At 33.7% G+C, this 14,258-nt stretch carries 13 protein-coding genes; all 13 read left to right on the plus strand.

What is annotated here, in order from left to right; all coding sequences use genetic code 11:
- The first annotated feature begins 105 nt into the window (after positions 1-105).
- The 13 genes from CYTFE_RS0120935 (at position 106) to CYTFE_RS0121000 (ending at position 14,255) form a co-directional block, all read left to right on the plus strand.
- The gene (locus CYTFE_RS0120935) at positions 106-1,062 is read left to right on the plus strand and encodes an acyltransferase family protein (RefSeq protein WP_027473423.1); all 957 of its coding nucleotides are present in this window, start codon (positions 106-108) and stop codon (positions 1,060-1,062) included.
- Positions 1,063-1,121: 59 nt separating this feature from the next.
- A complete protein-coding gene (locus CYTFE_RS0120940; protein ID WP_027473424.1) occupies positions 1,122-2,087 on the plus strand; it encodes a D-glucuronyl C5-epimerase family protein in 966 nt (321 codons plus the stop codon).
- Between the two features lie 3 nt (positions 2,088-2,090).
- Entirely contained in the window at positions 2,091-3,269 is a 1,179-nt protein-coding gene (locus tag CYTFE_RS0120945) for a glycosyltransferase (RefSeq protein ID WP_027473425.1), read from the plus strand.
- A 13-nt stretch (positions 3,270-3,282) separates the two neighbouring features.
- Entirely contained in the window at positions 3,283-4,410 is a 1,128-nt protein-coding gene (locus tag CYTFE_RS0120950; protein ID WP_027473426.1) for a glycosyltransferase family 4 protein, read from the plus strand.
- A gap of 327 nt (positions 4,411-4,737) precedes the next feature.
- The gene (locus tag CYTFE_RS27515; protein ID WP_161636218.1) at positions 4,738-5,505 is read left to right on the plus strand and encodes a glycosyltransferase family 2 protein; all 768 of its coding nucleotides are present in this window, start codon (positions 4,738-4,740) and stop codon (positions 5,503-5,505) included.
- Positions 5,506-5,540: 35 nt separating this feature from the next.
- A complete protein-coding gene (locus tag CYTFE_RS0120965) occupies positions 5,541-6,482 on the plus strand; it encodes an NAD-dependent epimerase/dehydratase family protein (RefSeq protein WP_027473427.1) in 942 nt (313 codons plus the stop codon).
- A gap of 7 nt (positions 6,483-6,489) precedes the next feature.
- Positions 6,490-7,680 carry an O-antigen ligase family protein gene (locus CYTFE_RS0120970; protein ID WP_027473428.1) on the plus strand — a complete coding sequence of 397 codons (1,191 nt, stop codon included), beginning with the start codon at positions 6,490-6,492 and terminating at the stop codon, positions 7,678-7,680.
- A 7-nt stretch (positions 7,681-7,687) separates the two neighbouring features.
- Positions 7,688-8,563, plus strand: a complete 876-nt coding sequence (gene rfbA / locus CYTFE_RS0120975) for a glucose-1-phosphate thymidylyltransferase RfbA (protein ID WP_027473429.1) — start codon at positions 7,688-7,690, stop codon at positions 8,561-8,563.
- 2 nt (positions 8,564-8,565) lie between these two features.
- Entirely contained in the window at positions 8,566-9,123 is a 558-nt protein-coding gene (gene rfbC / locus CYTFE_RS0120980; protein WP_027473430.1) for a dTDP-4-dehydrorhamnose 3,5-epimerase, read from the plus strand.
- Positions 9,120-9,989, plus strand: coding sequence for a dTDP-4-dehydrorhamnose reductase (gene rfbD, locus CYTFE_RS0120985; RefSeq protein WP_200871212.1), 870 nt, complete (start codon positions 9,120-9,122; stop codon positions 9,987-9,989). Before rfbC ends, rfbD begins: the two co-directional genes overlap by 4 nt.
- Positions 9,986-10,996, plus strand: a complete 1,011-nt coding sequence (gene rfbB, locus CYTFE_RS0120990) for a dTDP-glucose 4,6-dehydratase (RefSeq protein ID WP_027473432.1) — start codon at positions 9,986-9,988, stop codon at positions 10,994-10,996. The genes rfbD and rfbB overlap by 4 nt, the downstream gene beginning before the upstream one ends.
- A 158-nt stretch (positions 10,997-11,154) precedes the next feature.
- Positions 11,155-12,771, plus strand: coding sequence for a capsule assembly Wzi family protein (locus CYTFE_RS0120995; RefSeq protein ID WP_027473433.1), 1,617 nt, complete (start codon positions 11,155-11,157; stop codon positions 12,769-12,771).
- An 89-nt stretch (positions 12,772-12,860) separates the two neighbouring features.
- Positions 12,861-14,255: a sugar transferase gene (locus tag CYTFE_RS0121000; protein WP_027473434.1), complete on the plus strand. Its 1,395-nt coding sequence runs from the start codon at positions 12,861-12,863 to the stop codon at positions 14,253-14,255.
- Positions 14,256-14,258: the final 3 nt, after the last annotated feature.

Here is a 14,258-nt window from a genome sequence, read left to right on the forward strand (position 1 = left end):
GACTAAAGTCCGGCAGGCTGCTAGTAGGAATTAATATTTTATGTTTTAATATTGTTAATTTTCAATCCGAATGTATTTTAATGCTAAAGTTATTAAGTTTGAAAAATGAAATCACGGAGTTTAGGTGTTGATATCTTAAAGACGATTCTTGCCATGATGATAGTAGGATTACATACAGGCGTTATGGTAGAATATGGGCACAGTTTAAACTATTTTTTTTCAAGTGGGATTTTCCGTCTAGCTGTTCCAATTTTTTTTCTTATTAGCGGGTATTTTTTTTGTAGAGTTAACTCGTTTGGGGGATTGAAACATTGGGGTATAAGGTTGTTATATTTGTTTTTATTCTGGAATACACTATTTATTCTGGTATACTTAACCTCTTCTCCTACTATTGAATTAAGAAAAATACTACTTTTTATATTTGTAGGCTACCATCATTTATGGTATGTTCAGGCCATGTTTATTGCAGGAATACTACTTTATGTTTTCAAATTTGTTTTTCATCAAAGTGATAATCGGTTATTGTTGTTTTCGATGGTGTTATATGTAGTTGGGGCAGTACTTCAATATATGCTTAGATTTAATGTTTTAAATTTAGGTATAAGTGAATCACATTCAGTTCATTTATTATATCGCAATGGTTTGTTTTTTGCCTTTCCATTTTTTTGTTTGGGTTATTACCTAAAGTCAAAAAATATTAGAGGTATTCCGTTACATTGGTTTTTTGTAAGTATCATATTATTTATAACCGAAGTATATTTATGTATTAAGTTTATGAATCCATTAAAAGGCATTGAGATGCATCTGGCATTATATCCTCTTTCATCTATTTTGTTTCTTTATGTGATTAATACAATTACAGGTACATATAGCACAGTAAAAATAGATATTGGAAAGCTTTCTTCTTGTGTATTTTTTATTCATCCATTATTTATTGTAGTTGGAAAAAGTAATAACCTGATAGGAGTTAATTTATTTGTTTTTACTTATGTTTTTTCTTTATTATTGGCATACTTCGTTATCATACCTATTCAAAGAAAATATTTATCATTTATTCTGTAAATATAATTAGCCATTAACTGGATATAGATCCTGTTTGCCACAAAAATTAAAACTGTTTTATGAAAGCAGCAACAAAATCATACAAGTCACTAAATACATTTAAGCAATACTATACACTGGACTCAACTGATTATTGGCATATAAAATACCAGGTAAACTCAGATACAAAATATTACTACTGGGATATGTCAGAAAAGGCATTTCGATGTGAACTAGAGAGAGATAGAGAAGGGATAACTAAATATATAGGAGAAGATGGAGGCTCATATTATTCTTCTATAGAGTTAATTCAGTATGCTATGGCCTCTTTTCAGGCATATATTAAAACCAAAGATAAATATTGGCTAGACGAGTGTGTTTTGCATACGGATAAGTATTTATCGCTTGCTACACAATATAAAAAGGCATCATTCACTGTTTTAAATCACTATCCTGTTTCTTTATATAAATTGAAAAATAAATGGCCAAGTGCCTTATCTCTGGGAGTGGCGTTGTCCTTATTGACTCGTCTTTCATCTTTGTTAGACAAAAAGTATTATTTAGAATCAGCTATTAAATTATTTGATAACTTAAAACTAAGTGTAGAAGATGGGGGCGTTTTAAGGGATGTTTCAATAAGAAATGATGGAAGATGTTTTAGGGTGATGGAAGAGTATCCTTCAGATGAACTTTCGGGAGTACTAAATGGACATATTACTGCATTATGGGGATTGTATGATTTGGGCAATCATTATATGGATAGTAAAATCTTATTTGATGAGTTGTCAGTTGAATTGGCAGATAATATTTCTTTATGGGATGAGAAGCGTTGGAGTAATTATGATATTGCTCATTTAGTTGGAAAAAAGAAAAATTTAGCTAGTATTCATTATCATATGTTGCATATTCAACAGTTGTTTATAATGTTTAAATTAACTGGTAACGACAAATATATTATTAGCGCAGAAAACATGATTAGGCAGAAGTATAGTGTATTCTGCAGGTTTTATGGTTTAGTGAATAAATTGTTTTTTAGATTGCTTTAATTAATGAAAAATAAAATAAATAGCAGTAAAAAGATCGTAGTCTGTATATCTAACGATAGCTATGATGCAGATATTTGGACAAACAAACAACATTTAATGAGTCGTTTGTCTAAACTAGAAGATTTCTTTGTTGTATATGTCGATCAAGGTTTATCTACGAGTTACATAAAAAAACTTATTAAAAAAAAATGTTTATTGTCTATTTTTAAGATAATACAGAAAAGAAATAATAATTTAGTGACAGTGTCATTGCTTTTACCGTTAATTAAAGGAGGGTTTTTAAAAAAAATAAGTTGGTTTTTAATTGCTAAAACATTTAATTATATATTTCGTAAGAAAGAAGTTATTTATTGGATTTATCAACCGCAAGCATATTACCTTACTAGATATTTAAATAGGGGAAAGATTTTGTACGATTGTGTTGATGAATTTGTTACTCAGCCATTTTATAAGAATTATCCAAAACGACAAAAAGAATTGGAATTAATAGAGCCTAAATTGGTAAATTCAGTTGATTTTGTAACCACCACGTCGTATTCAATTTACGAGGATAAAAAAGTTATAAATCCTACTTGTAAATATATTCATAATGTTGGGGATTTTAACCATTTTTCTAAGCCGAATCCTAGGATTGTTATTAACGAAGATTGGGTATTTGATTCTAGGTGCAAGGTTCTATTTACAGGTGTAGTAGACAACTATAAAACGGATCTGGATATGATACTGAAAGTTGCTTCAGATACACGAGACAGTCATTTGTATGTATTTGTTGGGCCAAATAGAATAGGAAATGATGATTTAGAAAAAAAGATTGATAAGGCAGAAAATATGGTTATGCTTGGTTATAGAGATTATCAGCAGGTGCCTGTATATCTTGCTTATGCAGATATATTGTGGTTGCCATATTTAAGAAGTTCACATACAGAAAGAGTATTTCCATTAAAGATTTTTGAATATTTAGCTTCGGGAAAACCTGTAATTGCAAAAAACTTATTAAGTATTAAGGAGTATAAAGCTTATTTGAATACTTTTGAAATCTTTTCCGAACTGAAAGAATTATTGTCAAATGTATTATCATATGAAGATGCTGAAAAAAGAGAACAGAGGATTAAAGTAGCAAGTCAGAACACCTGGGAATCAAGGCTGAATAAAATTCTTGATTTTATTGGTGAACAAACTTAATTACCATTTAAAAATGAATATATTATTACTTGCAAAGGACTACCCTCCTACTATCGGAGGTGTTGAAAATTACTCTTACTATTTGGCAGAGGGCTTAGGTAAAACAAACGCTGTTAAGGTGGTTACTTTTAGAGGGAAAAATAATGAGAACACCTGGGAAGATAACGTTAGTGTAAAACGTATAAATCTAGGGTTTAAAATTTCGGAAGTATTCAAAGGTGTTCTTCTTTTCTTTTCTTTATTTATTTGTCTATTGAAAGAGAGGGTTGATGTTGTATATGCTACGACCTGGAAAGTTGCTATTCCTGCAGCAGTATTAAAGTGGATGTTTAGGTATGAGTTGATGATTACTTGCCACGGGGCAGAGGTAACAAGGCATAAAAAATCAAAAGTGTTAATGTCATTAATGAATTGGGTTTTTTGTAAATCCGATAAAATTGTTGCAGTTAGTGCTTTTACAAAGTCTAAGGTACACGAATATTCCGATGTTAGTGACCGTAAGGTTACTGTAGTTTATAATGGGATAGATAGTGATAAGTTAAAACCATATTCCTTAATTGATGCTAGGAGAAAATTGTTGCTTCCAGAGAATAAGTTTATTATTACGACGATCTCGCGTGTTGATTCTAGAAAAGGGCATGAGCTGGTAATCAGGTCAATTCCAAAGATAATTGAGCAGCAAACGGATTTTTTATATGTTATTGTTGGTAATGGACCTAACAAAAGCTATTTGGAAACTTTGGTGAAAGATTTAAAACTCGACGATTTTGTGCTGTTTAAAGGCTTTGTAGCAAGTGAATTATTAGATTTTTATTATTCTGCAACTAATTTATTTGTCATGGTGAATACCCTAAAAGATGACAAGGATTTTGAAGGTTTTGGATTAGTTTTCGCAGAAGCTGGATATTACAGTAAACCGGTTATAGGGGGTAAAAACGGCGGCCCATGTGAAGTTATTTTAGATGGAAAAACAGGTTTTTTGGTAGAGGAAAGCATTAGTGAGATTGAGGAACGTATTTTGTATTTTATGAATAATAAGAACAAATTAATAGAATTTGGTTCTAATGCCTTTGAATGGACTAATAATATGTTCACCATTGATAAAATGATTGAAGGTATAACTAAAGTCGTATTAGAATAATTAAATTTAACAAAAGACACCTATATCATATGTCTATTTTTTCTGTAAATACAACATACTACTATATTAATTTATAAAGAGTTTGCCTGGAATTGACGATTGAAGAGATTGTTATTTCTTAGCAAAATAAATATATAGATAATCGATATAATTTTTTAGATAAAAATGTATTTATAATGTGCTGGACAAAAAGCACAAATATTTTTTTGATGCGAGATTAAATGTTGATTCTATGATTCAAGAAACTAAGGCATCACTAAATTTTTTGGTACTAAAATATTTTATAATAAAATGAGTCTCCGCAAAAGGTCGATTAAAGAGTCGGAAATGGTGAGTATCGTTACTCCGATGTATAATTCAGCTAGATTTATTAAGACTACGATAAATTCAGTTATCAATCAAACATATGAGAATTGGGAGTTATTAGTTGTAGATGATTGTTCTACTGATGGATCACTTGAAATAGTTAAACGGTATATTAATAAGGATGATAGAATTAAGTTGGTTGAACTGTCACATAATCAGGGAGCTGGGGTTGCAAGAAATGTTGGGATTGAGAACTCAAAAGGAAAATATATATCTTTCTTGGATGCAGATGATTATTGGGAACCGCAAAAATTGGAGATTCAGGTTGATTTAATTAGTAAAAAGCAATGGGCCGGATTATATTCTGGGTATAACAACGTTGATGAGAATAGTATTGGGAATACAAGCTTTGTAGTGCCCAAAAGAATAAACTTTAATTTATTAAAATACAATAATTATATTTTAACATCGACATTAATAGTTAAGAAAACTGTTGTTAATGATATTCGTTTCCCCCTAATGAGAAAGAGGCAAGATTGGATATTCTTTCTTGAAATTTTAAAGAAGGTTGAATATCTTTATTCTTCACCAGGGTGTTACGTTAATTACCGAAAGAGTTCAAACTCTTTAAGTTCAAATAAACTTGGTCTTGTAAAAGTAAACTTAGGCGTTATATCTAATTATTTTTATGCAGGAAACAAATTAAAAGGAGGAATGCATTTTGTTGTATTTTTATTTTATTACTTCCATAATAAGTTATTTTTTTTAAGAAAAACTAAAGATGTGTAAAATAGGAATTAAGATTATGTTTTAAATTATTTAATATGAAGTATATAATATTTGGTTCAGAGGGATTTATAGGCAGTCATTTCAAAAGTTATATTGAGGATAACGGTCTTGGAGAGGTGATAGAGTATGATATTCGGAAGAGTTTAGATTTTGACGTTAGAAAGGAAATACAAATAGAAGGGGAATTTTCAGAGGAGGATATAATAATTAATTTGGCTGCTGTACATACAACACCAGGTCACCCCGATTATGAATATTTTGAAACCAATATTAGAGGTGCTGAAAACGTGTGTAGGTTTGCAGAAAAGAAAGGAATTAGAAATATCGTTTTCACAAGCTCTATTGCTCCTTATGGGGCATCCGAAGATGTGAAAACCGAATTAACATTACCAACTCCTAATACGCCATATGGTATTTCTAAATTAGTTGCTGAGAATATTCTAAAGATATGGCAGGCCAAAAGTAATAGTCGGAAACTTTTAATACTTCGTCCAGGAGTTGTTTTTGGGAAAGGTGAAAATGGCAATTTTACAAGGCTTTATAATGCATTATCGAAGGGGATGTTCTTTTATCCAGGAAGAAAAGATACCATTAAAGGATGTATTTATGTAAAGGATTTGGTATCTTTTACATTCACTTTATTAAGCACCTTTCCTAAAGGTGTTAGACTTTATAATTTTACTTATGCACCTCCTTTTAATATTAAGCAAATTGTTTACAGTATTTGCAAAGTAACAGGGGTGAAAGAACCATTTCTTATGGTGAATGGAAATTTTTTAAAATTGTCAGCATTTATTATCGGAGCTTTAGGCGGTAAAAGAGTTGGAATTCACCCTGATAGAGTTAAAAAATTAATGATTTCTACTAATGTTAGTGGTCAAAAACTTTTTGATGAACTTGATGGTAAATATGAATTCGGTTTAGAGGGAGGAATTCGTGATTGGTTTAAAGATTGTGGAAGCCAAGGATTATACTAACACTTAAATGTCAGGGCTGTTAGAGAAAATAATTCATTTTGTCAAGTACTGCTATTTAGAAATAATTGTATTATCATTATTTGTGGTCGATGCTTGCAGTTTTTATGTGGATCGGTGTATTGGCCTAGCTGAAGAAGATCGTTTCTCGTTTGTTTTTAGAGCAATTGTTGAAGTTATTCTTATTTTAATCATCTGTTTTAAACGATTATATAATAGGTATATATTATGTATGTTTGCGCTAGTCTCATTCCCGTTAATTTGGTTGTTATTAGCAAGTTTTTTTAATGGAGAATACTCCTATAATACTTTTAATACCTTTCAAATTATAAAGGAAAGTAACAAGTATATTTTTCCTGTAATTGTCTACTGGGGTTTTAGCGTTTCTGAGAGTCGATACAAATTATTGATCTTTGAATTAATCTATATCTTATCAGCTGTAGTTGTAATTTTTGCCTTTTTGTTAGATATTCCATTATTCTATACTTATGGGTTAAGTCGGTTTGGTTATAAACCAATGATATTAGCTCATAACGAAATTACATTGTTTTGGATGGTGGGTATTATATATTACCTTAAAAAGGTTTTTGAAACTTATAGTTTGTTGAATTTAATTTGTTGTATTATTGTTACACTTGGGGCATTCCTATTGGGAACCAAAGGTATGTTGTTATTTCTTTTGGTGCTTTCATTTTGGTTAATCATCTTTGTTAATAGGATGTCGGTTCTGAAAAAAATGTTTATAATTGGTTTTATACTTGTACTTTGCTGCCTTTTTTTTATGTATTCTGGTATTTTTGATTTTTTTAACGGAATTTATAAAACGGACGGATTTCTTTATTCCCTTTCGTCTATGCGGACAGAATTAGTGAGTGCAAGAGTCATACCTACGATATATAATTGGAGGTGGTACAATTATTTGATTGGAGGTTATTTTTTGAAACTTCCGATAGCAGAAATGGATTTAATTGATTTGTTTGTTTTTTATGGAGCTATAGGTTTTATTTTATATTTTATTTTAATGTTTAAAACTATTTTTAGTTTTAATAAATCGAATTATTTAGCTTGGTTTTTTGTTATAATGTATGTAGTGATTGGAGGAATGGCAGGTCATTTTTTTACATCAGGAACAAATGCCGTTTATCTGGCAGTACTCTGTTCATTTCTACAAAAAGATAAAGAAATATTAAATATTAAATAGTTTTATCATGAAAGGCATCATTTTGGCCGGAGGTTCCGGTACCCGTTTACACCCCATTACTTTAGCTACTTCAAAACAGCTTTTGCCGGTTTTTGATAAGCCTATGATTTATTATCCTTTGTCGGTTTTAATGTTGGCAGGTATTAGGGAGATATTAATTATTACTACACCTGAAGATCAAGCAGGATTTGTTCGTTTATTAGGAGATGGAAGTCAATGGGGGATTCAGTTAGAGTACGTTATTCAGCCATCTCCTGATGGTCTAGCACAGGCTTTTATTTTAGGAGAGTCTTTTATCGGAGATGATGATGTTTGTTTGGTGCTGGGCGATAATATATTTTATGGACATGGGTTCGTGGAGCTATTAGTGAATGCTGTTAAAACTGTATCTCAGGAAAGTAAGGCCGCCGTGTTTGGTTATTGGGTAAATGATCCCGAGAGATATGGTGTGTGTACATTTGATGAAGGGGGAGACGTGACTTCCATAGAGGAGAAACCTGTAGAGCCGAAGTCGAATTATGCGGTTGTGGGATTATACTTTTACCCCAATGATGTAATAAAAGTAGCCAAAGAAATTAAACCGAGTGAAAGAGGAGAGCTCGAGATTACTACGGTTAATCAAATATATTTAGAAGAGCAAAGATTAAAGGTTGAATTGATGGGGAGGGGATTTGCTTGGTTGGATACAGGGACGCATGAGTCCTTATTGGAAGCCAGTCATTTTATAGAAACGCTAGAGAAAAGAATCGGTTTAAAGGTAGCCTGTCCTGAGGAGATTGCCTTCAATCAAGCATGGATTAATAGGGAACAGTTAATCGCACAAGGAGAAAAATTAAAGAAGAATCAGTATGGGCAATATTTGTTGTCCATAGGTAAAAGATAAATATGCAATTTATTAAAACAGAGATAGATGGTTTGGTTATTATAGAACCAAAGGTCTTTGGTGATCCGAGAGGGTATTTTTTCGAATCTTTTAATCAAAAACGGTTTCAAGAGAATGTTAGAGAAATAGAATTTGTTCAAGACAATGAATCCAGGTCGAGCTATGGAGTGCTAAGAGGGTTGCACTTTCAAAAACCGCCTTTTGATCAAGCAAAGCTTGTTCGTTGTATCGAAGGGAAGGTATTAGATGTTGCAGTAGATATACGCAAAGGCTCGCCTACATTTGGAAAGCATATTTCGGTAGAGCTGTCTGATGAAAATAAGAGACAATTTTTTGTGCCTCGAGGTTTTGCGCATGGCTTTGTAGTATTGAGTAAATCGGCTATTTTTCAATATAAAGTTGACAATTGGTATGCACCAGATTACGATGCTGGTATTGCATGGAATGACAAGGAATTAGGGATAGATTGGAAGATGAGTTATGAATCTATTTTATTATCGGAGAAAGATAAAGGACTGAAAAACTTAGCAGAAACGGAAATCCCATTTACTTTTTCATGATGAATATACTTGTAACCGGAGCCAATGGTCAGTTAGGTTCAGAACTAAAATTACAGGCAGGTGACTACCCACATTGTAAGTTCTTTTTTACAGATGTTAAAGAATTGGATATTTGTAATATTCAGGATGTTCTGACTTATGTGCGGAGTAATGATATTGACTTGATTATTAATTGTGCAGCTTATACAGCAGTGGATAAAGCTGAGACTGATATTGAAAAAGCAAGACTGATAAATGTTGAGGCGGTAAAAAACCTGGTAAAGGCTTGTGAAAGTGAAAAGGCCAAGCTAATACATGTATCTACCGATTATGTTTATAATGGAGAATATTATAAACCGCTCAGTGAAGATATGAAGGTAAGTCCAATTGGCGTTTATGGTGTAACCAAGCAGGAAGGAGAAGAGGTCGTAATTAAAGCCGGAATAGAAAGTATTGTGATCCGAACTTCCTGGTTGTATTCGTCTTATGGTAATAATTTTGTAAAAACTATGATGCGTTTGGGTGCTGAGCGAGATGACCTTGGGGTTATTTTTGATCAGGTTGGTACACCTACTTATGCCTGTGATTTAGCACGTGTAATTCTTCAAATAATGAATAGGGAAGGTAGACTGGATGCTGCAGGGAAAATTTATCATTTTTCTAATGAAGGGGTAGCCTCATGGTATGATTTTGCAAAGGAAATAATGGATTGTGCAGGGATTGTATGTGAGGTAAGGCCCATTAAAACCGAGGATTATCCAACGCCAGCTCAGCGGCCCCACTATTCTGTGTTGGATAAAACCAAGATAAAGTGCGATTTTAGGATTGAGATACCATATTGGAAGGATTCGTTAAAGAAATGTATTGAATTAATGAGTAAAAGATGAAAAAATCGATATTAGTAACAGGAGGGGCTGGATTTATAGGTGCCAATTTTGTTCCATTTTTTGTTGAGAAATACGCTGATTATAGAATCATCAACCTGGATAAACTTACCTATGCTGGCGATTTAGCTAATTTGACAGATGTTAGAGGTGAAAATTACGAGTTTGTAAAAGGTGATATTTGTAATAGGGAATTGCTTGAATACCTTTTTTTAAAGTATGACATAAGAGGAGTTATACATTTTGCAGCAGAGAGTCATGTGGATAATTCAATTAGTGGACCTGAAGTTTTTATACAAACAAATGTTAATGGTACTTTTACTTTGTTAGATGTGGCCAGAAATTATTGGATGGATGCACCATTTAAATATAAGAAAGCCTATGAGGGTTGTCGTTTTCATCATATTTCTACCGATGAAGTGTATGGTACTTTAGAAGAAACAGGTTTGTTTAGAGAAGATACGCCTTATGCACCTAATAGTCCGTATTCATCCTCCAAAGCAAGTTCCGATTTATTGGTCAGAGCATACTTTCACACCTATGGGATGGATGTAACAACTAGCAATTGCAGTAATAATTATGGACCCAAACAGCATCAGGAGAAATTAATCCCAACCATTATAAGAAAGGCTTTGGCCGGAGAGGATATTCCAATTTATGGTGATGGAAAAAATATTCGGGATTGGCTGTATGTGTTAGATCATTGTACTGGAATTGACTTAGTTTTTCACAGAGGTAGATCCGGGGAAACTTATAATATTGGCGGAAGGAATGAAAGAGATAATTTGTTTATTGTAAATTATATTTGTGAGGTGCTGGATGAAAAGAGACCTAGAAAGGATGTGTCCTCTTATAAAAAACTGATTTCTTTTGTGGAAGATAGAGCAGGCCATGATAAACGTTATGCTATTGATGCTTCTAAGATAGAGTCTGAGTTGGGATGGAAAGCTATGGAGAATTTTGAAACAGGTATTGTGAAAACAATCGATTGGTATTTGCAGAAGATGTAGTAGGATCGGTTCGTAGGTTTAGAAATTGAGGACTGCACCAACTATAAATATAAAGCAAACTTTACGTTTGTTGATTTTTCAAGGTTTGTTCTATATTGGAGCAGACCTTCTTTATTTGTAAGTATTAAATAATATTTTTGGAGAATAAACATCATACAATGCAACACGTACGTATTTTAGTTTTTATAGTGCTTCTATTGGGTTTCGGACAAAGTTTTGCCCAAAATAAGATAAGGGTTCATGTTGAATCCAGGGGAGTAGTATCTTCTAATAGTCATTTGTTGCCCTTGTTTCAATACTCCAATCAATGGGGTATTGTCTCGCCTTTTGAACAGAAGCAAGGTTTACTTTTGGCAGGTGCTGAATATAAGTTATTAGAGACGCGTAACTTTCAATTGGGAATGGGCGTTTCGGGGGTTGTTAAGAATAAATTCGATGATAGCTTTTTGCATGAGGCTTACCTGAATGGCAGTCTTTTTAATGTAATAGATTTTAATGTAGGGAAACAGGCTTATACGCCTGTCTCTATAGATGATGATTTGACTTCGGGCGGTTTTATGTTGAACAGTAATGCGCGTCCGCTTCCTGGTTTAATGCTAAGTATAAACGATTATTGGCCCGTCAGTTTTTTGCGAGATTGGGTGGAGATTAAAGGTGGTATTGTTCAGGGAGTGATGAATGATGATCGGACAGGATCAGGGAAGGGTAGGAGTGCTGATGATTTATTGGTTCATGAAAAATGGTTTTACATAAGAGGAGGCCGATTGAATGTTAAACCATATGTGGGTTTGTTTCATGGGGCTCTGTTTGGCGGTACCAGACCTAATGGAGATAAAGTCCCTGTGGACTTCTGGTCTACTTTTTTTGCCAAGGGTTCGAACAAAATTGGAGGAGGAGAGGCTACCAATGCCGCTGGTGCCCACGATGGTTTTTGGGATATGGGTATTTATTATGCTTCGTCAATTGCCGATTTTCAGGTCTATGTGCAAAAACCTTTTGCAGATGGCTCGGGACTCAAGATTGCCAAAGGAAAGGATCATGATTATAAGATAGGAATGTATGCGAAGATAAAAAATATAAAAGGCATCAAAAATATTTCACTGGAGCTGATAAAAACCGATCATCAGTCGGGAGCTGGTATTCCAGATCCGGTACGTCCCAGTACCGGTGGTATTTTTTTTATTGATGAAATAGATGATCCGGATTCTTTTATGTTGAATGAATTTGGCATAGAGACGGAGGGCTACGACCAAGGGGACTTAAAGCGTTATTTGGAGAGTAATCAAAATTATGGTCATAAATATGGAGGTAGGGATGATTATAATAACAATGGAACCTATTATAATGGATGGACCTATCATCATATGCCCATGGGAACTCCCTTGTATCATACCTATTGGCAGGCGCAGGCCTATGCGCCGGATTGGACACCAAATAATGATGTGGTGTTTGTAAATAATCGTATCAAAGGAATTCACCTCGGACTGGAAGGAGATGTGACAGAGAGTTTGTCATACCTTATTAAAGCCACCTATACGCTTAATAAGGGTACTTATGGAGAACGATTTTTGTATAGATACAGTTGGGTTGAAGATCCTGATTATCTTTACGAAGAAGGAAAAACACAGCTATATTCTTATTTGGGCTTAAGTTATAGAAATAAAAAATGGAAAGATTTTAGCATCCAAGGTACGTTGTCATTTGATACCGGAGAACTATATAATGCCGTAGGCTGTTCTTTGGGGATAAAATATACCCCGACATTTAATTTATAGGCACGTATTTTGATTGATATTTAGCATGGTTGTTTAACCATCTGTTTTTATATCTTTGCAAAAAAAATCAATCTACAAAACAGCACTACATGATACGAGAAAAAGAGAATGTTGTGAATAATTTTCTAGCATTCGTGGAGGTGGCGATTGCCTGGCTTGCATTTAATATGTCTTTGTTTTTGTACTTTGGGCATTTTTCTTTCCTGAGGTACAAAGATTCTATTATACTCCATTTAATCATCGCATTGGTTTGGTTTACATTGGGTAAGTATTTTAGGCTGGCGCAGTTACATCGTTCCCGGCCTTATTCTGCATTGTTGTTTAATTGTGTGGCCTTGGTGCTAGCAGGTACCTCATTGTTGGGGTTGGCTGTTTTGGTTTTTGATTTGTATTACATTGGTTTTGACCCTTTAATCTATTTTGGGTTTATTAATCTAGCTCTTATGTTTGGCTTTAAAATTGCCATCTATGCATTTCTGAAACGGGCAAGAGTACATGGTCGAAATTCCAGATCCATCATTATTATCGGGGATTACACTGCTGCCTCTTTTATAGAGCAGGTGTTGAAATATAAGGAGTGGGGATACAAAATTGTTTCCATTATTGGTAATCAGGATCTAAGCCGTTTGTATGGGGAATTGATTCCTGTTTTATCCCCGGAAACTGATGTGGCAAAGTTGTTAGAAGACAAAACCATTGATGAGGTGATTTTTATCAAAGGTAAAATGAGTATAGATGAGGTGGAACATGTGACCCATGCATGTTCTGAGGTCGGTGTGATTTTTAGAATGTACTCTCCTTTCTTCAATAAGCTGAAAAGCAAAGCGCATATTCACCATTATAATACGATGCCCTTGCTAACGATTGCCAATACACCTACTGATTATTTAGCCATGCGTTTAAAGGCTATTTTTGATTTTGTGTTTTCTTTATTGGTGATTGTGGTGGCTTCTCCTGTTTTTGTTCTGATCTCTGCTTTAATAGCGCTAACGGACCGGGGGCCAGTTTTTTTTAAGCAGAAAAGGGTAGGTTTAAGGGGGCGAAAGTTTTATGCGTATAAATTCAGAACCATGGTGGTAAATGCCGAGGAGTTAAAGTCTAAGTTATTGGAGGATAATGAAATGGATGGGCCTGTTTTTAAGATGAAAAATGATCCTCGTATTACAAAGATAGGTCGTTTTCTGCGTAAGACTAGTCTGGATGAATTGCCTCAGTTTTTTAATGTGCTTCTGGGAGATATGTCCATCGTGGGGCCAAGGCCTCCTGTTCCGCAAGAGGTTAAGGAATATGAGCGTTGGCAACTTCGTAGGTTGTCTATGAAACCTGGTATCACATGTACTTGGCAGGTCTCAGGTAGAAATGATATTCCATTTGATGAATGGATGAAAATGGATCTTGACTATATTGATAATTGGTCCTTGAAATTGGATTTCGTTATTTTTTTAAAAACCATTCGAACAATGATATTGGCAGATGGACATTGATAA

Origin of the sequence: Saccharicrinis fermentans DSM 9555 = JCM 21142 (assembly GCF_000517085.1) — a bacterium.
Classification (GTDB): domain Bacteria; phylum Bacteroidota; class Bacteroidia; order Bacteroidales; family Marinilabiliaceae; genus Saccharicrinis; species Saccharicrinis fermentans.